General features: G+C 65.8%; 19 protein-coding genes and 1 pseudogene. 16 read left to right on the top strand and 4 right to left on the bottom strand.

The features are described 5' to 3' along the window. Positions 1–140: 140 nt before the first annotated feature. Positions 141–359, top strand: a complete 219-nt coding sequence (locus tag ACQP1G_RS35620) for a hypothetical protein (RefSeq protein WP_433194065.1) — start codon at positions 141–143, stop codon at positions 357–359. On the opposite strand, the gene ACQP1G_RS35615 is transcribed toward ACQP1G_RS35620, so the two are convergent. Further along, the gene (locus ACQP1G_RS35615; RefSeq protein WP_433194064.1) at positions 356–1,318 is read right to left on the bottom strand and encodes a helix-turn-helix domain-containing protein; all 963 of its coding nucleotides are present in this window, start codon (positions 1,316–1,318) and stop codon (positions 356–358) included. The two genes, ACQP1G_RS35620 and ACQP1G_RS35615, sit on opposite strands and share 4 nt — an antisense overlap. Positions 1,319–1,538: 220 nt before the next feature. Here ACQP1G_RS35615 and ACQP1G_RS35610 point away from each other — a divergent pair, with 220 nt between their 5' ends. The 4 genes from ACQP1G_RS35610 to ACQP1G_RS35595 all read left to right on the top strand — a co-directional run bounded on the left by ACQP1G_RS35610 (position 1,539) and on the right by ACQP1G_RS35595 (position 5,543). Beyond that, entirely contained in the window at positions 1,539–2,342 is an 804-nt protein-coding gene (locus ACQP1G_RS35610) for an alpha/beta fold hydrolase (RefSeq protein WP_433194063.1), read from the top strand. 168 nt (positions 2,343–2,510) lie between these two features. After that, positions 2,511–3,542: a heat-inducible transcriptional repressor HrcA gene (gene hrcA, locus ACQP1G_RS35605; protein ID WP_433194062.1), complete on the top strand. Its 1,032-nt coding sequence runs from the start codon at positions 2,511–2,513 to the stop codon at positions 3,540–3,542. A 105-nt stretch (positions 3,543–3,647) separates the two neighbouring features. Further along, entirely contained in the window at positions 3,648–4,799 is a 1,152-nt protein-coding gene (gene dnaJ / locus ACQP1G_RS35600) for a molecular chaperone DnaJ (protein ID WP_433194061.1), read from the top strand. A gap of 3 nt (positions 4,800–4,802) precedes the next feature. Next, positions 4,803–5,543 carry a 16S rRNA (uracil(1498)-N(3))-methyltransferase gene (locus tag ACQP1G_RS35595; RefSeq protein WP_433194060.1) on the top strand — a complete coding sequence of 247 codons (741 nt, stop codon included), beginning with the start codon at positions 4,803–4,805 and terminating at the stop codon, positions 5,541–5,543. A gap of 3 nt (positions 5,544–5,546) precedes the next feature. On the opposite strand, the pseudogene ACQP1G_RS35590 reads toward ACQP1G_RS35595, so the two are convergent. Both ACQP1G_RS35590 and ACQP1G_RS35585 read right to left on the bottom strand, forming a co-directional pair. Next, positions 5,547–6,656, bottom strand: a pseudogene (locus ACQP1G_RS35590) (hypothetical protein); the annotation flags it as partial. After that, positions 6,656–7,591 carry a metal-dependent hydrolase gene (locus tag ACQP1G_RS35585; protein WP_433194059.1) on the bottom strand — a complete coding sequence of 312 codons (936 nt, stop codon included), beginning with the start codon at positions 7,589–7,591 and terminating at the stop codon, positions 6,656–6,658. The gene ACQP1G_RS35585 and the pseudogene ACQP1G_RS35590, both read right to left, overlap by 1 nt. A 236-nt stretch (positions 7,592–7,827) precedes the next feature. On the opposite strand from ACQP1G_RS35585, the gene ACQP1G_RS35580 reads away from it, so the two are divergent. Further along, complete coding sequence (locus tag ACQP1G_RS35580) at positions 7,828–8,439, top strand: TetR/AcrR family transcriptional regulator (protein WP_433194058.1); 612 nt, start codon at positions 7,828–7,830, stop codon at positions 8,437–8,439. On the opposite strand, the gene ACQP1G_RS35575 is transcribed toward ACQP1G_RS35580, so the two are convergent. Further along, positions 8,389–9,663: an MFS transporter gene (locus tag ACQP1G_RS35575; RefSeq protein WP_433209111.1), complete on the bottom strand. Its 1,275-nt coding sequence runs from the start codon at positions 9,661–9,663 to the stop codon at positions 8,389–8,391. The two genes, ACQP1G_RS35580 and ACQP1G_RS35575, sit on opposite strands and share 51 nt — an antisense overlap. An 80-nt stretch (positions 9,664–9,743) precedes the next feature. Between ACQP1G_RS35575 and ACQP1G_RS35570 the strand changes: the two genes are divergently transcribed. The 10 genes from ACQP1G_RS35570 to ACQP1G_RS35525 all read left to right on the top strand — a co-directional run bounded on the left by ACQP1G_RS35570 (position 9,744) and on the right by ACQP1G_RS35525 (position 21,039). After that, entirely contained in the window at positions 9,744–10,661 is a 918-nt protein-coding gene (locus tag ACQP1G_RS35570; RefSeq protein WP_433194057.1) for a LysR family transcriptional regulator, read from the top strand. A gap of 186 nt (positions 10,662–10,847) precedes the next feature. Beyond that, positions 10,848–11,915 carry a PhoH family protein gene (locus ACQP1G_RS35565; RefSeq protein WP_433209108.1) on the top strand — a complete coding sequence of 356 codons (1,068 nt, stop codon included), beginning with the start codon at positions 10,848–10,850 and terminating at the stop codon, positions 11,913–11,915. Positions 11,916–11,937: 22 nt separating this feature from the next. After that, positions 11,938–12,492, top strand: a complete 555-nt coding sequence (ybeY, locus tag ACQP1G_RS35560; protein WP_433194056.1) for an rRNA maturation RNase YbeY — start codon at positions 11,938–11,940, stop codon at positions 12,490–12,492. After that, positions 12,489–13,841 carry a hemolysin family protein gene (locus ACQP1G_RS35555; protein ID WP_433194055.1) on the top strand — a complete coding sequence of 451 codons (1,353 nt, stop codon included), beginning with the start codon at positions 12,489–12,491 and terminating at the stop codon, positions 13,839–13,841. The genes ybeY and ACQP1G_RS35555 overlap by 4 nt, the downstream gene beginning before the upstream one ends. Continuing rightward, on the top strand, positions 13,834–14,193 hold the full coding sequence (locus ACQP1G_RS35550; RefSeq protein ID WP_433194054.1) for a cytidine deaminase: 360 nt from the start codon (positions 13,834–13,836) through the stop codon (positions 14,191–14,193). Before ACQP1G_RS35555 ends, ACQP1G_RS35550 begins: the two co-directional genes overlap by 8 nt. Beyond that, positions 14,186–15,097, top strand: a complete 912-nt coding sequence (gene era, locus ACQP1G_RS35545; protein ID WP_433194053.1) for a GTPase Era — start codon at positions 14,186–14,188, stop codon at positions 15,095–15,097. Before ACQP1G_RS35550 ends, era begins: the two co-directional genes overlap by 8 nt. 129 nt (positions 15,098–15,226) lie before the next feature. Next, positions 15,227–16,699 (top strand): serine/threonine-protein kinase, encoded by a 1,473-nt coding sequence (locus ACQP1G_RS35540; RefSeq protein ID WP_433194052.1) that lies wholly within the window; start codon positions 15,227–15,229, stop codon positions 16,697–16,699. Continuing rightward, positions 16,686–17,945, top strand: a complete 1,260-nt coding sequence (locus ACQP1G_RS35535; protein ID WP_433194051.1) for a DUF7373 family lipoprotein — start codon at positions 16,686–16,688, stop codon at positions 17,943–17,945. Before ACQP1G_RS35540 ends, ACQP1G_RS35535 begins: the two co-directional genes overlap by 14 nt. Continuing rightward, complete coding sequence (locus tag ACQP1G_RS35530; protein WP_433194050.1) at positions 17,942–19,516, top strand: serine/threonine-protein kinase; 1,575 nt, start codon at positions 17,942–17,944, stop codon at positions 19,514–19,516. The genes ACQP1G_RS35535 and ACQP1G_RS35530 overlap by 4 nt, the downstream gene beginning before the upstream one ends. Before the next feature lie 23 nt (positions 19,517–19,539). After that, positions 19,540–21,039: a serine/threonine-protein kinase gene (locus tag ACQP1G_RS35525; RefSeq protein WP_433194049.1), complete on the top strand. Its 1,500-nt coding sequence runs from the start codon at positions 19,540–19,542 to the stop codon at positions 21,037–21,039. The last annotated feature ends 7 nt before the right edge of the window (positions 21,040–21,046 follow it).

The following is a 21,046-nucleotide window of genomic DNA, read 5'->3' as shown; positions in this document are numbered from 1 at the left end:
CTGCGGGTGCCGGGTCCGCGTACGTGGCATCCGGGCTCGTGAGTTCTCCGAATGTCTGCGGTAGGCCCGCCGAATGCTGTCGGTTGCACTATCACAGATCGGTAAAGGCGCGTAGGCTGCGCAGCAACCCAAGGAGTCTTATGCCACCGGCACGACACATCACGCTGATCTCCGAACAAAGTGACTTCGCCGAGTCGCGGGCCGCTGAAAAGGCGGAAAATGCACGTCAGAGTGCGATCGCCGCGCGGACTGTCGCCAGCCATTCCGAGAATGCGGCAGATTGTGTGGCCCTACTGGCCATGCTCGGTCTGGACGCGATGGCGGGCAAGATGGCCAAGAGCGCACAGGCTCAGCTCTAACCTCCCGCACCCTGTGCGGCCTCGTGCCGCCATTCGCGCGGCGACATGCCGTACGCCGCGCGAAATCGGCGGGCGAAATGCGATGGGTCGCGGAAGCCCCAGCGGCGCGCGATCATCGCGATCGACCGATGCCTGCTATCCGGGCGGACCAGTTCGGCGCGCACCCGGTCCAGCCGCTGGCCGATGATCCACTGTTCGAGGCTGTATTCGGCGTTCGCGCAGACCTTGTACAGATACCGCACCGACACGCTGTGCGCACGGGCGATCTGCTCCGCACCGAGATCCGGATCCGCGAGATGCTGGTGCACATAGGCGCGAATCCTGGTCAGCAAAATATCGGTCGGAACTACGGCGGCGCCACCGCCGGATTCGCTGGCCGACAGCAGCAGGCCGCGGACGAGTTCGATGGTGGCCAAGCCCGCCAGCGCCGCCGCCGGATCGGCGCTGAGCGCGTCGGCGTCACGGGTCAGCGCGAGTATGTGGTCGGCCACCAGTCGATAGTGCGGGCTCTCGCGCACGCGCGCAGCCGCGCGGCGGATCACCTCGGTCGGCAGGCCGAGTAGATCGAGCGGCACGTACAGACAGGTCGAGGCGCCGTCGGCGGTCCAGCGGAAGTCGTACGGCGCATGGAGATCCATGATGTGCAGTTCGCCGGGCGCGACGACGCGCTGGGCATTGTCCTGCTGATAGTGGCCGTCACGTGCCCGCTGCACCGCGATGGCGAGTACCGGCGTTGGCGTGGTGAGCGCCTGATCGGATATGCGGATCGGCTGGTTGCCCGCGGTTCTTGCCTGGAAGATGCTGGCGTCGCCGAACTGCCAGACATCGAAGTCCGCGGCCACGCCGTCCGGATCCTCGACGATGACATGCAATGGCGCCGACGCCTCCGCCATGGCGGTCGAGAGCATGTCGGTCTGTTCCCGCGGTGCGATGGTGCTGGTGTCGAACACAACCGGCATGGCGGCCTCCGTCGCTGCTGGGACAGATCTCCATATCGTCGCACGTCGACGGGGCCGGCCGTGCATTGTCAGCCGAGGATCGTGCACTGTCGGACCGTTGCGCTGGCGCGGGCCCTCCTAGGCTTCGAAACGGTCATCGACGCAGGTCGACTCCACCCGGCCCGCGGACCGCAATGGATCTTCCGGCGAAGAACGACATCAGCGAAAGGGTAGGTTTCCTGTGAACATCACCCGTAGCCTGCGCGTCTGCATCGCGGCGCTCATCCTCGCTTTCCCGCCCGTCCTGGCGGCCGCACCCGCTACCGCAGCACCCCTCCCGACGATCGTGCTGGTGCATGGCGCCTTCGCCGATACCACGAGCTGGAACGGTGTCGCCGCGGTGTTGCGCGAGCACGGCTATCAGGTGGTTGTGCCGGAGAATCCGCTGCGCGGCCCGGCCAACGACGCCGCGGCGGTGCAGCGGACTCTGGATACGATCTCCGGACCCGTTGTCCTGGTCGGTCATTCATACGGCGGCTTCGTCATCACCAACGTGCACGACCCGAAAGTCCAAGCGCTGGTCTACATTGCGGCCTTCGCTCCCGTGCAGGGCGAATTCGGACTACTCGAACTCGACCCCATCCGCTTCCCCGGCAGCCAGCTGCTGCCTCCGGCACTGCAGTTTCGCCTCGTCGACGATCCAAATGGCTTGGCGGGCCAGAACCTCGACAGCTACATAGCACCCGATCGCTTCAACGACGTCTTCGCCCAAGACGTGGGCCCCGACGTGGCCGCCGACCTGATCGCCCACCAACGCGCCCTCGCTGTTGTCGCCAATGTCGAACCCTCCAGCGCACCCGCATGGTCCGCAACCCCCAGTTGGTTCCTCGTCTCGGCGGACGACCGCGTCATTCCCCCTGCGTCCCAACGCTTCATGGCAAATCGCATGGGCGCACACACCGCTGAAATCGGCTCCTCCCATGCCTCCCTGGTCTCCCACCCCACCGAGGTCGCCGCGGTAGTGGAGTCCGCCGCCGGTCAGTAGCCAGCTGACCACTGGCCTCGCGGAGTTCGCGGCGCGCACCGGAATAGGCGGCTGGGACCCGGGTCACGCGGCCCGGGTGGTTGCGCGGGTGCGCGAACGGGCAATTATCCGGTAGGCAATTAGACTGGATAAACAGACGTACCCGACGACAAGCGAGGAGGTGGGGCCATGTCGAGCACCGATGATCGGCGCTTCGAGGTCCTGCGTGCGATCGTCGCGGACTATGTCGCGACCAAGGAACCGATCGGGTCGAAGACGCTGGTGGAGCGGCACAACCTCGGGGTGTCCAGCGCGACGGTCCGCAACGATATGGCGGTGCTGGAGGCCGAGGGCTATATCACCCAGCCGCACACCAGTTCCGGTCGCATTCCCACCGATAAGGGCTACCGGCAGTTCGTCGACCGCATCTCCGAGGTGAAGCCGCTCTCGCCCGCCGAGCGCAGGGCGATCATGGAATTCCTGGAGTCCGGCGTCGATCTCGACGATGTGCTGCGCCGCGGCGTCCGTCTGCTGGCCCAGCTCACCCGGCAGGTCGCGGTTGTCCAGTATCCGACGGTGTCGGCCTCAACGGTCCGCCACATAGAGGTGGTCGCGCTGAATCCGGCGCGGCTGCTGCTGGTGGTGATCACCGATACCGGCCGCGTCGACCAGCGTCTGGTGGAACTCGGCGCGCTCATCGATGACCAGGACCTCGCCGCACTGCGTGGCATGCTCGGCGGCGCCATGGACGGCAAGCGGCTGTCCGATGCCTCGGCCGCCGTCGCGGAACTGCCCGAGCGGTCGCCGCTGCGACTGAAGGATGTGCTGGTGCGCGTCTCGACCGTGCTCGTCGAGACTCTGGTCGAGCATCCGGAAGAGCGTCTGGTCCTCGGCGGGACCGCCAACCTGACGCGCAACGCCGCCGACTTCGTCTTCCCCGGTTCGCTGCGTGATGTGCTCGAGGCGCTGGAGGAGCAGGTGATCGTGCTGAAGCTGCTCGCGGCCGCACAGCATCCGGGTACCGTCACGGTGCGCATCGGCGAGGAGACCCAAGTCGAGCAGATGCGCGGGACCTCGGTAGTGTCGACCGGCTACGGCGCGGCGGGTGCGGTACTCGGCGGCATGGGTGTGCTCGGCCCGACCCGCATGGACTATCCGGGGACCATCGCATCGGTCGCGGCCGTTGCCCGTTATATCGGTGAGGTGCTCGCGGAGCGCTGATGGGTGATGTCCACTGGCGACGTCGCTGTTACCCTCGATCTTTCGGCGGATAAAGTTGAGTGCATCCGACTAATGCTGTTGCAAACCAAGGACTAGAGAACTCAAGTGGCACGGGACTACTACGGACTGCTCGGCGTCGCGAAGAACGCGACCGACCAGGAGATCAAGCGCGCCTACCGCAAGCTGGCGCGGGAACTCCACCCCGACGTCAACCCCGACGAGACGGCGCAGGCCAAGTTCAAGGAAGTGTCGACCGCCTATGAGGTGCTGTCGGACCCGGAGAAGCGGCGCATCGTCGATATGGGCGGTGACCCGCTGGAGTCCGGTGGCGGCGGCGCGGGCTTCTCGGGCGCCGGATTCGGTGGGCTCGGCGATGTTTTCGAGGCGTTCTTCGGCGGTATGAGCGGCTCCGGCGGGACGCGCAAGCCGCGCGGCCGGGTACAGCCCGGTGCGGATTCGCTGCTGCGGACCCGGCTCAGCCTGGCCGAATGCGCGGTCGGTGTCACCAAGCATCTGACCGTCGACACCGCCATCCTCTGTGACATCTGCCACGGCGCTGGCACCAACGGCAAGTCCAAGCCGGTGCGCTGCGAAACCTGTGGCGGCGCTGGTGAAGTCCAGTCTGTGCAGCGTTCGTTCCTCGGTCAGGTGCTGACCTCGCGTCCGTGTCCGACCTGTCGCGGTGCGGGCGAGACCATTCCGGATCCGTGCCACAAGTGCGGCGGCGACGGCCGGGTGCGGGCGCGGCGTGAAATCGCCGCGCCGATTCCGGCGGGTGTCGCCAATGGCATGCGGGTACGGCTGGCCGCGCAGGGTGAGGTTGGTCCCGGTGGCGGTCACGCGGGCGATCTGTACGTGGAGATCGTCGAGCAGCCGCACGATGTCTTCGTCCGCGACGGCGACGATCTGCACTGCACCATCCGGGTGCCGATGGTCGATGCCGCACTCGGCACCACCGTCGTCATCGACACCATCCTGGACGGCCCGACCGAGCTGACCATCCCGCCGGGCACCCAGCCGGGTGAGATTTCGGTGCTGCGCGGCCACGGTATGCCGCGACTGCGCTCCGGTGCGCGCGGTGATCTGCTCGCGCACTTGGACATCGTGGTGCCGACCAAACTCGACGCCAAGTCGACCGATCTGCTGCGCACGTACAAGGGTCTGCGCGGTGTCGAGCGCGCCGAGGTGATGTCGGCGCAGTCCGAGCACAACAGCGGCCTGTTCGCCCGGCTGCGGGCGTCGTTCAGCGGGCGATAGCCGTTGGCCGCCACGGTCTTCTACCTCGACGATATTCCGGAGCCGGGCGCCATCGCGGTGTTGGACGGCCCGGAGGGACGCCATGCCGCGACGGTGCGGCGCATCCGGGTCGGCGAACCGATTACGCTGTCCGATGGCAACGGTCTGCTTGCCGCATCAGAAGTCGTTGCGGCACAGAAGGATCGGCTCGAACTGAAGGTGCTCGACCGGGCACTCGCCGCGCCAGCGACGCCGCGCGTGAGCGTTGTCCAGGCGCTGCCGAAGTCCGACCGGTCGGAACTGGCCGTCGAGCTGATGACCGAGGCGGGCGCCGACGTCATCATTCCGTGGCAGGCCGCACGCTGCATCGCCAACTGGGAAGCCAAGGCGGGTAAGGCCGTTGACAAATGGCGCGCTGCCGCCCGCACGGCCGCCCGTCAGTCCCGCCGCGCCTACATCCCCGAGGTCGCCGACCTGCACCGCACCCGCGATCTACTCGACAAGATCCGCGAGATCATCGCCGCGGGCGGAATCGCGGTGGCGCTACACGAATCCGGCGCCGCCCGCTTCGTCGAACTGCCTTTCGACCGGGCCACCGAGATCATGCTCATCGTCGGCCCCGAAGGCGGCCTGGACGATTCAGAGCTCACCGCCTTCGCCGCCGCGGGCGCCGACGTAACCCTGCTCGGCCCCACCGTACTGCGCACCTCCACCGCCGCCGCCGTCGCTCTCGGCGCCTTGGGCGCGTTGACCTCCCGTTGGTAGTGGGTCGGCTTTTCGGTGCGGCACCGTGAATACGGCGACCACACAGAGTGTCGCGACAACGAAGCACGACAGTGTGTACCAGAGATTCCCGAGGGGGTCTCCATTGCTCGTCGAACCGTCGACGGCGTCGAAGAAGTCGGGTAGCGCGCGCACCCAGAGCAACGCCATCACGCACAGGTACACCACGCTGTAAATTCGCACGAATTCATTCGTGTAGTGCGCGGTGCCGGAGTGGTCGCGCCGCAGCCGCAGCCACTGGCGGGCGAGAATCGGAACCGCGACAATCGTGACGATGACCAGTTCGGCGGCGTAGAGGAAGCCCCGCAACGTGGTGCTCCCGGCGCCGAACAGCGTTGCCGGGATCGGCAATACGGCCGTACCCAAAGATCCGAGTATGCCGATGACAACGGTGCGCCGAACCAATTGCGGTGCGGATAAGGTTCGCCCCTGGTCGATGTGGCGACCGACGAGCAACTGGACACAGAACGCCAGCGACATCGGCCACAGGGCGGCGAAAACCACCACGCTCGGTAGTGGTACCGAATCGAACATCGGCTGATTGAGCGGGTTTTCGGTCGACCACTCCCACCAGCGCAGCTGCGGTCCGAGATGGTCGAAGATCTCATAGAAGCCGTGGTGGACGAAGCCGACGCAGATTGCGCCGACGAGAACACCGTACTGACGGAAAACTCCCAGCATTCTGACGATTTCGAAGGCCAAGGTAGCCATCAATGGGTAGATCGCGACGATATAGAGCGGGAGCCGACCCCAGAGGAAATCCACGGTGAAGACGTTGTGGGCGAACATCGTGTCGACGTGTGCGTCGATACCGAAGGCCGCGGGAAAGTACAGCGGCGGTTCGATAATGAACAGGTACGCCGTCGCGCCGAACCAGACCACGAGATTGGTGGGATCGCCGTGCCGACGCATGCGCACAATTGCGTAGATCAGCGCCAGCACCGCGCCGAGGACGATGGTGAATTCGAGAACCGGCAACGTCCAGTTCTCCAAGGCGAAGGGGTTTCGCACCTCGACGAGTCCACCGGCCTCCTGACAGGAAAAGCCGAGCGCCTTCGCAAGCTGGTCGAAGGTGGGCGCGCAATGATCGGCCATCAGTCCCCCTGCTGCGCGGCGACCGTATCGGCGGTGTACCAGTGCGTGACGTCGTAGCCGGCGTCGTAGCGCTGGAACCACACATCGGCGAGTGCGGGCAGCTTCTCGTGGTCCGGGTTGTGCTTGGGCATTTGACTGCGGATGATGCCCACCAGTGCGATGAGTTGTTCGCCGAGTCGTAGATCGTCGAACGCGCGCAGCATCGGGCCGTTGTCCAGCACCGGCAGCCGCAACCACCTGCGCAGCTTCTGCTTATTCCGGTGCGTCGCGAACATCGCCAGTGCGTCGATCTGCCGATCCTCCTGCGGGACATGCTTATTGAAGCCTTCGCAGGCCACCTTGATGACCCTCATGACGTGCCGGAAGATCGACGGGGCCATGCGCATCCGGTAGGCGTCGCTGCCGACAATCGAATCGAAGATGATCAGTGCGGAACTTCGATGTTCGACTTCCTCGACGAAATGCCAGATGAACAGCGACGCGACCCGGTCGTCTCCCGGCCGGAAGAGCGTCGAATCGTTGTCGAGCATCAGTTTGAACACCGGGGTGAAGGTCGCCTCCAGGTCGGCGGTGTATGCGAGCCGATAGTTCAGGGGGGTGTTCGTGGTGAGGCGGTCGAATTCCGCGATCACCTCGTTGAGGGTCTCCTGGAGCCCTGGGTAGTTCCTGATCAGACCATTGACGTGTTGGCGGTGGGCGGTCGAGTGCTGCCCCTCCTGACGCACGAATGCGTCGGCCTCCTCTGCCACCACGGGATCGGCAATCCGCGGCATGGCCTCGCGAATCATATTGACGATCATCTTCTCGAAGCCGATCGCCAAGAAGGAGACTGCGTTGGCCATGGAGGAGAAGGCCGGATTCTCTTCGTTCCACAGGAACGGTACGTCGTAGTCCGCGAATGCGAATCGCATTTTTCGGACGTGCAGATCGGTCACTTGGCTGTACCTCGTGTTTCGAAAGGGTCTGGTAGCCGCGCTCGGATGTACCGAAGCCTCGATGCCGCTGATCATACATAGAACGAGTGGAGTGTATGATAACAATCGTCGCTATCGTCTCTAGCAGGGAGAACGGCGAGCATGCGGCCCTGTGGTAGCGTCGAACCCCTGATCCGGAGGGTTTCCCCGCGGTCGGTCGCACGCGACGGACATGGTTCGAGCCGAGGAAGCGAGCAGTGGCAGGAAGGCGCGGGTGGGGCGGGAGTCCACCGAGCAGCGATGAAGAAGCATCTCGTCGAATAGTCGCCGCCGCAGTCGATCTGATCGGACGAACGGGTTCGGAGATCAGCATTGCCGACGTCGCGGAGTCGCTGGGCGTCATCCGGCAGACGGTGTACCGATACTTCCCCAGCGCGGATGCACTGATGCAGGCTGCGGCGATCGCATCTGTCGACGGTTTTCTGGATCGGCTGACACAGCAGGTCAGCGGTATCGAGAACCCCGTCGAAGCGATGACCGAGGGCGTGGTCTACACGCTCACCGAGGTGCGGCGCACGCCCCATCTGGGCATTCTGCTCTCGAGCACATATTCGAATGTGCACCCCGAGAGCCTCACCTCCGAAGAGGCGCAAACCTTCGGAATGACGATGATCAGACGCTTCGACGTCGACTGGGAACAGTTCGGATACGACGACGCATCTCTGTACGAACTCGTCGAATACGTCCTGCGAACGATGCAGTCGTTCTTCGTTTCTCCAGGGAATCCGCCACGCAGCGAAGATGATCTGCGCCGCTACCTACGCCGATGGATGGGAACCGCGATCATCGCCCAAGCCGAGAACAGCTAGCGCCCCGCCTGCCCCCCTAGGCCGCAGGGACCACACCAGAAGCGCGGCCACCGCGAGTAGGGCCCCGACGCAGGCTGTCAGCCCGGGCCAACCTTGCTTCGCGTAGGCGATGCCGACCGTACTGCCGATGATGGCGCTGCCGAGGTAGTAGGCGAACAGGTACAACGATGACGCGGCGCCGCGGTTTCCGGGAGCCATCGCGCCGACCCAGGTGCTCGCCACCGCGTGGGCGCCGAAAAACCCTGCGGTGCACAGTGCTATCCCTAGGATGATCGCGATCAAATGGTCCGCGATGGTGACCAGGACGCCGCCGCCCATCAGTGCGACGGATGCGGCGAGCACCCGGTGCTTGCCGAAACGATCGGCCCAACGACCGGCCGCGGCCGAGGCGAGCGTGCCCGCCAGATACAGTAGGAACACCGAACCCGCGACGGCGGAAGGCAATTCGAAGGGCGGCCGGGCGAGCCGATAGCCGAGGAAGTTGTAGATGGAGACGAAGCCGCCCATCAACACGAAGGCCAGTCCGAACAGGGCCAGCAGCCCGCGGTGACGCAGCGACCTGCCGAGATCGCCTAGCGCGGAACGCATTCCGGCGGGTCGAGCGACGAATCCACGCGACGGTGGCAGTCCGCGCACAAACCAGACGGTGCAGCCGGCCGCCGCGACCGCAATCGCCGCCTCGGCCCAGCGCCACGATGTCAGGTCCAGAGCGACGGCCGGAATCAACCGCCCCGCCAGCCCGCCGATCGAGGTACCCGCGACGTAGATACCCATCGCGGCACCCAATCCATCGCCACCGATCTCTTCGGCCAGATACGCCATCGCGACGGCTGGCACCCCGGCGAGCGCCACACCCTGCAGCGCCCGTCCCGCCAGCAGCACATCCAGCGACGGGCTCAATGGCAGCAGCAGGCCGATCGCGGCCGAGATCACCGCCGATCCCGTCATCACCGTGGTCCTGCCGATCCGCGAGGACAGCGCGCTCACCGGAATGATCGCCAGGGCCAGCAGCCCGGTGGTCAACGAGACCGCCAACGCGGCCTGCGCCGGGGCGACGCCGAAGGCCGCCGACAGGCTCGGCAGCAACGCCTGCGCGCTGTACATCGACGCGAATGTGGTCAGTCCCGCGGCGAACAGCGCGGTGGTGATCCGACGGTCGTGCGATATGTCGGAAATGGCGGTCGAGCCGGTATCCGTGCTGGTCATGGCACCTCCTGTACTCAGGATCGGTACCTGTCCCTAGAAACGGAAATGAATAGTAATGTGATAGTTGATGCGTCAGGTGCATAAGAAAGGGTCAGCGCGTGTTGGGTGACGACCTGCTGTGGTTCACGACACTCGCCGAACTGGAACGAGTCGGCGCGGCCGCCGACCGGCTGCACATCGCTCAGCCGACGCTCTCGCGCATGCTCGCCCGCCTCGAGCGCCGCCTCGGCGTCGAACTCTTCGACCGTCACGGAAAACGGATCACGCTCAACGACTACGGCCGTATCTACTACGAGCACGCCCGCCGCGCCCGATCCGAACTCGACGCCGCCGCCCAGGCCGTCGCCGATCGCACCGATCCCGCGAAAGGCGTTGTCCGCCTGTCGTTTCAGCATTCCTTCGGCGGCTGGCTGATCCCGCAACTGATCGGCGGCTTCCGGCGCGGTTCGGCCGGCATCTCGTTCACCCTCTGGCAGGGGGCGTTCGCCGCGGTCAACGGTCGGATACTCGACGGCACAGCGGATTTGGCGATCGTGTCGCCCCGTCCATCGGCTGCCGGACTCGGCTGGCACAAACTGCTGGACCAGCCACTGGCCCTGGCCGTGCCCGCGGAGCATCGGCTCGCCACGCGGCGACAGATCCGGCTCGCCGATATCGGCGACGCGGAATTCGTTGCCATGCATTCGGGTTTCGGTATGCGCCGCATCTTCGACGAACTCTGCGCGGCCGCGAATATCCGCCCCCGCATCGCCTTCGAATCGAGCGATCTGGTCACCGTCGCGGGTCTGGTGGCGGCCGGGCTCGGCGTCGCGGTGCTACCGCTGGAGGATCCGATTCCGGCAGCGGGTTCGCTATCGGACCTGGTGACCGTCCCGCTCGCGGATGCGGGAGCATCACGCGATGTCGGGCTGATCTGGTCGGCGACCGCCCCGCCGTCGGACGCCGTGCGTCGATTTCGTGACTTCACCGAGGATTGGGCCCGGCGGCGCGGGGGAATCCAGATGCCGCGGCGGTAGGCGCACGGTAGCCGTTTATTCACTGCGTGTTGTCGGTGGGGCGCGTTAAACTTTCATCAACGACGCAGCAATTCGAGACCGGAAAGCAGGCCATAGCCACTTTTGAGAACACAAGGCGAGATCGGCGACCCGACTACACCCGCGGCAGGCAGTAGCTCACCCACCCCGCCGACTTCGTCGGCTTCCATCCCCCGTGGTGCAGGAGACAACGGTTCGGGCCCGGCAGCGCGCACCGTGCGTTCCAGTATCGAACTCGCTCCCGAATCCGTGTTCCCCTTCCTGGGCTCGGCCGACCAGAACCTGCGTGAACTCGAGCAGCTGCTGGATGCGGATATCCATGTCCGCGGCAATTCCGTCACACTCACCGGCAAGGCGGCCGATGTCGCCCTCGCCGAGCGGGTCATCGAACAGCTCGTCGCGCTGACCGGTCGCAATCGAGTGGTGACCCCGGAGGCGGTGCGCCACACCGTATCGATGCTGACCGAGGGTTCTTCGGAATCCCCGGCCGAGGTGCTGAGCCTGGACATCCTGTCCCGGCGCGGTAAGACCATCCGGCCGAAGACACTCAATCAGAAGCGCTACGTCGACGCGATCGACGCCAACACCATCGTGTTCGGCATCGGCCCCGCTGGCACCGGTAAGACGTATCTGGCGATGGCCAAGGCCGTGCAGGCACTGCAGACCAAGCAGGTCAACCGGATCATCCTCACCCGTCCCGCGGTCGAGGCGGGCGAGCGGCTCGGCTTCCTGCCCGGCACGCTCAACGAGAAGATCGACCCGTATCTGCGCCCGCTCTACGACGCGCTGCACGACATGATGGATCCGGAGGCCATTCCGAAGCTGATGGCGGCCGGTGTCATCGAGGTCGCCCCGCTGGCGTACATGCGCGGTCGGACGCTGAACGATTCGTTCATCATTCTCGACGAGGCGCAGAACACCACGGCCGAGCAGATGAAGATGTTCCTCACCCGGCTCGGATTCGGATCGAAGATCGTGGTGACCGGTGACGTCACCCAGGTCGACCTACCCAATGGCGCGCGCTCGGGTCTGCGCGCCGCGAGTGAGATCCTCACCGAGATCGAAGACATCCACTTCTCCACGCTGACCAGCAGCGATGTGGTTCGGCACCGGTTGGTCTCCGATATCGTCGACGCCTACGAACGGGCCGAAGCCGAACGGGTCACCCAGGTCGGACCGCACTATCCGGGCAATCGCGCCCAGCGCCGCGCCGCGAGCCGGGGAGATCGGCGCTGACGTCGGCTTATAGGCTGATGCGGTGAGCATCGAGATCGCCAATGAATCGGGTATCGACGTACCCGAAGAAGACCTGGTCAGTGTCGCGCGATTCGTCATCGGCCGGATGGATGTGCACCCAGCGGCCGAACTGTCGATGGTGCTCGTCGATCTCGACACCATGGCCGATCTGCATATGCGCTGGATGGACCTACCCGGCCCGACCGATGTGATGTCGTTCCCGATGGACGAACTGGAGCCGGGTGGTCGACCCGACAGCGCCGAACCGGGCCCGTCCATGCTCGGCGATATCGTGCTGTGCCCGGAGTTCGCCGCCGGCCAGGCCCGCAAGGCTGGTCATTCGCTCGATCAGGAACTAGCACTGCTCACTGTGCACGGCGTGCTGCACCTGCTCGGCTACGACCACGCCGAGCCCGAGGAGGAGAAGGAGATGTTCGCGCTACAGGCGCGGCTACTCGAGGAGTGGTACGAGAGCCTGCGCGAGGCGCAATTGCGGGCGGAATTGGCCGAACGCGATGCCAGGCTGCTGGGGAAGGCGGGTTTCACCACACCTGGTGAGGCGCTGGGCCCCGCGTGAATTCGCTGACCCTCATCCTGCTGGCGGTGCTGCTCGTCCCGGTGGGCGGGGTGTTCGCCGGTGTCGATTCGGCGCTGAATACCATCTCACCGGCGCGGCTCGAGGATATGGTCCGGGCGGAGCGGCCCGGAGCGGTACGGCTCACCAGGATCGTGGCCGATCGGCCGCGATACGTGAATCTTCTTGTGCTGCTTCGCATTCTGTGCGAGATCAGCGCGACGGTATTGTTGGTGGCGGCGTTGATCCCGCTCTGGGACGACGATTGGGCGCTGCTGTTCACCGCCGCCGTCATGGTGCTGGTGGACTATGTGGTGATCGGGGTCGGTCCGCGAACGCTCGGCCGCCAGCACGCCTACTCCATCGCACTGGCCTCGGCGCTGCCGCTGCAGTTCATCGGCACGGTGCTCGGTCCGGTCAGCAGGCTGCTGATCCTGATCGGCAATGCGATCACCCCCGGTAAGGGATTTCGCAACGGCCCCTTCGCATCCGAGATCGAGCTACGCGAAGTGTTCGAGATGGCCAGTGAACGCGGCGTGGTGGCCGACGACGAACGCCGGATGATCCAGTCCGTCTTCGAACTCGGCGACACCCCGGCCCGCGCGGTGATGGTGCCGCGCACCGAGATGGTCTGGATCGAAGCGGATAAGACTGCGGCACAGGCGATGTCGCTCGCGGTGCGCAGTGGGCACTCCCGCATTCCGGTGGTCGGCGAGAACGTCGACGATATCCTCGGCGTGGTGTATCTGAAAGATCTTGTGCCGTATGCGGATAGGAGTCGCAAGGTACAAGTGCGCGATGCGATGCGCCCTGCCGTGTTCATGCCCGACTCCAAACCACTGGACAGTCTGCTCGACGAAATGCAGCGCAGGCGAAACCATATGGCACTGCTGGTCGACGAATACGGTGGCATTGCCGGACTGGTCACGATCGAGGATGTGCTCGAGGAGATCGTCGGTGAGATCGCCGACGAGTACGACACCGACGAGACCCCGCCGATCGAGGACCTCGGCGAGGGCCGCTACCGGGTTTCGGCGCGGCTGTCGGTCGATGATCTGGCCGAACTGTACGGCCTGGAGATCGAGGAGGAGGACGTCGACACTGTCGGCGGCCTGCTCGCACACGCACTGGGCCGGGTGCCGCTGCCCGGCTCCAAGGCCGTTGTGCACGGCCTGGTACTACGCGGTGAAGGCGGCGCGGACACGCGGGGCCGGGTGCGGGTGCACACCGTTGTCGTGCGCAAGGCGACGGAGAAATCGCATGCCGAGAAGTCCAACGGCAGGCGCAAAAGCAACGGATCGGAACGGGATATCCCGAACGAACGTGATCAGGACGGAGACAACGATGACTGAACTGGACGTCGAGGACAACAAGCTCCTGGTACTGGCCAAGGGCGCGCTCGGGCGCACCGATGGCGGCTCGGGCGCGGCCATCCGCGATACCGACGGCCGCACGTACTCGGCCGGTGAGGTTTCCCTGCAGTCGCTGCGGCTGACCGCGCTGCAGGCCGCCGTAGCGGCCGCGATCTCCAGCGGCGCAGAGGGATTCGAGGCGGCGGTGGTCGTCGGGGGCAGGTTGTCGGATCCGGGGGTCTTCGCGGTTCGCGAGGTATCGGCCGAGACGCGCATCATCTTCACCGACCGCTCGGGCGCCGTCTTCGAGATCGTCGACGATGCCGACACCGCGGAGGTGCACGGTGGCTGAGGGCAGTACCGAATTCCGTTCCGGCTTCGTCTGTTTCGTCGGCCGCCCGAATACCGGCAAGTCGACGCTGACCAATGCGCTGGTCGGCCAGAAGATCGCGATCACTTCCTCGCGCCCGCAGACCACCCGCCACACCATCCGCGGCATCGTGCACCGCGACCACGCCCAACTCATCCTGGTCGACACCCCCGGCCTGCACCGACCGCGCACGCTGCTCGGCCAGCGCCTGAACGACCTTGTCCGCGATACCTATTCCGAGGTCGACGTGATCGCGCTGTGTATCCCGGCCGACGAGAAGATCGGTCCGGGCGATAAGTGGATCCTGCAGCAGATCAAGCAGATGGCGCCGAAGACCACCCTGCTCGGTGTGGTCACCAAGATCGACAAGGTGAGCCGCGACCAGGTCGCCGAACAGCTGATGGCGCTGTCACGATTGCTCGGTCCGGATCACGATGTGGTACCGGTTTCCGCGGTCAAGGGGGAACAGGTCGAGGTCCTCGTCGACGTCATCGCCTCGAAAATGCCGGAGGGCCCGGCCTTCTACCCCGACGGCGAGCTCACCGACGAGCCCGAGGAAACCCTCATGGCCGAGCTCATCCGCGAGGCCGCCCTGGAAGGCGTCCGCGACGAACTCCCACATTCGCTCGCGGTGGTCATCGAAGAGGTACTGCCGCGCGAAGAGAACGAAGACATGCTGGACGTGCACGGCCTGCTGTACGTCGAACGCCCGTCGCAGAAGGCCATCATCATCGGCAAGGGCGGTGCCCGTCTCAAAGAGGTCGGCACCAACGCCCGCAAGCAGATCGAACACATCCTCGGCGTCCGCATCTACTTGCATCTGCACGTCAAGGTTGCCAAGGATTGGCAGCGCGACCCGAAACAGCTTGGCAAACTTGGGTTCTGACGCTGGAAATCATGGGATGTGATATTCCGATCCCGCTGCTATAGTCGGCCCGTTGGCGGCTGTCCGTGATGACTCCGGGCCGCCGCCGAGTGCGTCGGAAGGGTCCCGACGCATACGGAGGGCTGAGCTGTGAGCGTGGTCGAGGGTGCGGTATTCGCCGGGTATCAGATCGAACGCCGTCTCGGTGCGGGTGGGATGGGCACTGTCTTCCTCGTCCAGCATCCGCGGCTGCCGCGCAAGGACGCGCTGAAGGTCCTCGCCGAAATCCATGCCGAGGATCCGGAATTCCGGGCCAGATTCCTGCGTGAGGCCGAAATAGCGGCGCGGCTGCAGCATCCGAACCTGGTCGCCGTGCGGGATCGCGGTGAGCAGGACGGTCGACTGTGGATCGCGATGCAGTATGTGGACGGCGTCGATGTCGCCCAGTTGATCAAGACGAACGCGCTCCCGATCGAGCGAGCTGTTCGGATTTTCGTCGAGGCGGCGCGCGGTCTGGACGAGATCCATCAGGCGGGTCTGCTGCACCGCGATGTGAAACCGGCCAATATCCTGGTCGCCCAACAGCCGGACGGATCCGATCGGGTGCTCGTCACCGACTTCGGGATCGCCCGTGCCGCAGACGATTCGACCACCCTCGCCTCCGGCGGGACCACCGCCACCCTGGCCTATGCGCCGCCGGAGCAGATCAGCGGTGATCCGATGGACCACCGGGGCGATGTCTACGCACTGGGCTGCACGCTCTATCACATGCTGACCGGCTCGGTCCCGTACCCTCGGGACAGTCCGGGGGCGGTGATGTACGCACATCTGAACGAGCCACCGCCTCGGCCCTCGCTCGAAAATTCCAGCGTGCCAACGGCATTCGATGCGGTGATCGCCAAGGCCATGGCAAAGCAGCCGGACGGGCGGTTCTCCAGTTGCGGGGCGTTCGCGGCAGCGGCTCGGGCCGCACTGGACGGGGGCGCGCTCACCGGTTCCGGACCGGACGCAGCGCGGACGAAGCGCCGCGATCGGTTGCTCGCGGCGGGGTTGCTGGTTGTCGTTGTTGTGGCAAGTGCGATTTCGACGGTTCTGTGGATCGGCGGCGACCCACCGGCCAGCACATCGCCACCCTCGACCACCGCCGGTCCGCCGGATGTGAACACCGCCGAGTGGGGTGCCTACGCCTATATAGCGCAGGCATTTCCCGAACTGCTGCCGCCCTCGCCATTGGCGACCGGGTACAAGGACGTCGGGGGCTGTATTCCACTCGACGAGCAGGGCCGTACCGCTTCCTTCGACGTACCTGCCGCGGTCGGCGAACTGTTCTGCATCGGTGATGGCGACCCGGCGCGCACCATGGCCGTCACATGCAATGCCAACCGGTCGCCGATCTTCCCCGATCGCTTCTTCGCCCGGGTAGAGGGCGATGAACGCTGGGTGCGGTCGTCCGGCACGGGGCATGTGAACTGGGGTTCCGATATCGAAATCGATGGCAAGATCCGCGGCCAGTTGGACGTCTACTTCGACGATCCGAGCCGGAATTTCTGCACCGTGCAGGTGCACGGCACTGGGTCGGGCACCGAACTACACGACCGGTGGTGGCCTGATGCGCCGCTGTGATCGGGTACGCAAAGTCCGTGCCGCCCTGGCCAGCGCGGTGGCGATGCTGGCGCTCACCACCGGCTGCACTGTGCACGGGCAGCCGATGCCGCAACGACCCGACCTCGGCGCGCTCGATATCGGCGGATATAGCCTCGATCCGCTCCACGAACCGGCCGTCGACAATGAGAAATACGGCAGGGTCATGGAATCGATACGGCTGGGCGAGGTCATGGCCGATCCGGCCGAGGCGGATTCGACCTTGACCTTCCCGATGAGCGGCTTCACCGCCGTACCACTGCCAACACCGGCCAAAGCGGGTGCGTATCTCGCGGCACCGGTCCGCCCGGTCCTCGAAAAGTGGGGAATGCTGGCCGGTTTCGCCGTCGGCCGCGCCGACAAGGACATCGAGCGCACGCCGGTGGTCGGCGCCGCCCGGCTATTGACCGTCCTGGTGCTGCGATTCCCCGCCTCCACCGCGGCGCAGCGAGCCGCCGAGGAGATCGACTCGGTCGATGCGTCGGTCAGTCCCGAGAATGTGTCCGTCACTATCCCGGAATATCCGGCCGCACACGGCCATTGGCGTCCGACCGTGCCGACCATAGCGGTCTCGCTCGCGCACGAATCATTTGTCGTCACGCTGCTCGGTGGGCATACCGCTGCCGATCTCACTGCCCTCACCACGTTGGCGCGCAAGGCATTCGATGCCCAGCTGCCCAGACTGCGCGGGTTCGCGCTCACCCCGCGCGAACAGCTCGCGGCCCTGCCGCTGGACCGCGACGGCATGGTCGCGCGCATGGTGCCGAAAGCGCCGGGGCGCTGGCCGTTTCCCGCCGTGGCCTTCGGCACCGAACAGGAGAACGCGGGGTGGAAGAGCGCTCCCCAGGCAAGTGGCGTCGTATACGGCACACATGCCACCTTGTTGTACCGGGGTATCGGGAAACCGAATCCGCCGGAGCTCATGGCCTTCAACGGTTTAGAGGCTCTGATGCGATTTCCGAATGTGGCCGCCGCACGCACATCCTTCGCAAAGGCGCAGGACAGGGTCGACAAAGACGGGCGGCGATCGGTGCCCGGCCCGACCGGGGTGCCCGATGTCACCTGCGCGAAGGAGCCGGACGGCCTGACCGCGCTTCCGTTCAACTACAGCTGCACAGTGTGGTACGGGCGTTATGTCGCAGTACTTTTCGGTCGGGATCTGCACGACTTCCAACAGCGGGTCGCGGCTCAGTACGGGCTGCTGGTGAACAGTGAGCGGGGTACATGACCGAGACCCTTGCCCCGGGCACGGTATTCGCCGGGTATCTGATAGAGCGGGTGCTGGGCACCGGCGGGATGGGAACGGTGTACCTCGCGCGGCACCCGCGACTCCCGCGCCGTGACGCGCTCAAAGTGCTCGCGCAGATCCACAGCGGTGATAACGAGTTCCGTGCTCGATTCATTCGGGAGGCCGAACTCGCCGCCCGGCTCGAACATCCCAATATCGTCGCGGTGCACGATCGCGGCGTGTGCGACGGTCGGCTGTGGATCGCGATGCAGTTCGTCGACGGCATCGATGCGGCCGAACTCATTCGCCACGATGGCGCCGAACTGCCACCGGAGCGCGCGTCGCACATTGTCGGATCGGCCGCGCGTGGGCTGGATGCCGCGCATCGCGCGGGACTGCTGCACCGTGACGTCAAACCGGCGAATATCCTGCTCGAGTCGCGACCTGGCGAACCCGATCGAGTATTCGTTTCCGATTTCGGAATAGCCAGGGCCGCAGGACAATCGACCGCGCTGACCTCGGTGGGGTCGGTGCTGGCGACCTTGGCCTACGCTGCGCCGGAACAGCTCATGGGTGGTGTGGTCGATCAGCGAGCCGACGTGTACGCACTGGGCTGCACACTCTATGAATTGCTCACCCGCACAAAGCCGTTCCCGCGCAACACCGCCATCGCGGTGATGCAGGCGCACGTCCAGGACCCACCGCCCCGCGCCACCGAGGTGAATCCGCTACTGCCGCAGGCCATCGATCGGGTGATCGCGCGGGCGTTGGCGAAGAGCCCGGATGATCGGTATCCGTCGTGTGGTGCGCTGGCCGATGCGGCGGCGGCCGCCCTCGACGGCCGCGCGGAGGCGGCGACCGTCGAGGTGCGTAAGACCGAGCCGCGACTTCCCATGCGTCGGCGGCGCGTGGGGATCGCGATCGGTATCGCCGCATCGGTCGTTGTCGTCGTTGTCGTCGTTGTCGCGAGTGCAGTTGTGCTGAACAGGAATTCGACCCGAACCGTGGCGACGATCGCCACGATCGGGTCGACGACGAGCACCGCGGCCCCGGCGACCGGTCCGCCCGCCGTCACCGGGACCGCCAACGGTCGGCTGTCGTGGGGCAGCCACACCTTTATTGCGCAAGCCTTTCCCGAACTGCTGCCGGCCAGCCCGGTCGAGAGCGGGTATCAGGGCCTCAGATGCGTCGCGCGGGACCTGGACGATCGTCGCGTCGACGTGAACCAACCCGCCCCTGCGGTCGCCAACCTGGATTGCAACGGGAACCGGGATCCGGTGGAGGCGATCTTCGTGGGCTGCAATTCGAATCGCAGCCCGACCAACTACTACGCCCACCCCGATTTCGTCGCGCTCGGTGATGAACGATGGGATCGGCGAACCGGGCGCGGCCGAATTCTCGTGTTCGACAACATCACTCCGGACAATGACCACCTCGGGCCCAACCGGCCTCAGGGCGTGCTCCAGATTCTGTTCGACGATCCCCAGCGGAACTTCTGTTCGCTGTTCGTGTACGGCGGGACCTCCGGAAAAGACCTGTACGACCGCTGGTGGCGTAGCGCGCCGTTCTGAACCGAGTTAGGGAGGAAGCCGCCGTGGATGTTGCCGAAGGCACCACATTCGCCGGGTATCGCATCGAGCGCCGCCTCGGCGCCGACGATATGGGCGCCACCTATCTGGCGCAGCATCCGCGACTGCCGCGTCGGGACGCGCTGAAGATTCTGTCCGATGAGTATGCCGCCGAGCCCGACTTCCGTGCGCGTTTCCTGCGCGAGGCCGAAATCGCCGGGCGGCTGCAGCATCCCAATCTCGCCGCGGTCCGGGATTGTGGTGAACAGGACGGCCGACTCTGGATCGCGATGCAGTATGTAGGCGGCGTCGATGTCGGTGAGTTGATCCGGCGCGGCCGGACCGAACTGAACGTGGAGCGCGCGGTGCACATCGTCGTCGAGGCCGCACGCGGACTGGACGAGATCCATCGTGCGGGCCTGCTGCACGGGGATGTGCGGCCGGGCAGCATTCTCGTCGCCGAAGAATCGGATGGGCCGGATCGGGTGCTGATCGCCGATGTCGGTATCGCCCGCGCCGTCGGCGATGTGACGACGGTGGCCGGTGGCGGCGGTATGCCCGGGGCCGTGGACTATGCGGCACCGGAGCAGATCAGCGGTGACGCGGTGGACGATCGCGCCGACGTGTATTCGCTCGGCTGCACGCTATACCACATGCTCACCGGCTCGGTCCCGTTTCCTCGGGACAGTCCGGGAGCCGTGATGGGTGCGCATCTGAACGAGCCACCGCCTCGGCCCTCGCGCGGAAATCCCAGCGTGCCAGCGGCATTCGATGCGGTGATCGCCAAGGCCATGGCAAAGCAGCCGCAGGATCGGTACCCGAGCTGCGGAGCGCTCGCGACCGCGGCGACGGCGGCGCTGCTGCCCGAATCGGATCCGATCGTGGTCGCACCGGCTCCCGCGTCACGCGGGCCGGATCGGCGGCGGCTGCTGCTCGGTGCGGCAGTGGTCGCCATTGCCCTGGTCGCTGTGTTGGTTTCGGCGGCGCACCGGATCGGCCGCGACATATCGACCACGGCCGGCGCGCCGGGGCCGACCACCAGCGTCGAGGGCGCGGCTGCCGCATCGGCCGCGGCATGGAGCCCGCACGCCACTGTCTTCGCGGCATTTTCCGATCTGCTACCGGCCACACCGCTGGGTGTCGGCTATCGGGAATTGCACGATTGCAAGTTCCTCGATGAGCAGGGGAGACCCATATCGTTCGATGCGCGGGTGCCGATCGATCGGCTGGACTGTACCGGCGACCAGGATCCGATGGAACAAGTCATCCTCACCTGCAATACCGATCGTTCGGTCATGAAGCCAGCAGCTCCGCAAGAACAGCCCGAGGGGGCCGAGCGCTGGACCCGGCCGTCCGGTTCGGGGGCACTGCACTGGGGCAACTACACGAACCGACTGGGAGGCGTGTTGGGCGAGTTGGAGGTGTCGTTCGATAGTCCGAATCGGAACTTCTGTCGGATGCGGGTGATCGGCGCTCAGTCCGGCGCGGATCTGCGTACGCGGTGGTGGCTCGATGCGCCATTGTGAGGTGAAC

The organism is Nocardia sp. CA-107356 (assembly GCF_050946365.1).
In the GTDB taxonomy this organism is placed as follows: domain Bacteria; phylum Actinomycetota; class Actinomycetes; order Mycobacteriales; family Mycobacteriaceae; genus Nocardia.
Note: the sequence above shows the minus strand (reverse complement) of the source record. Positions and strands in the feature narration are given on the sequence as shown.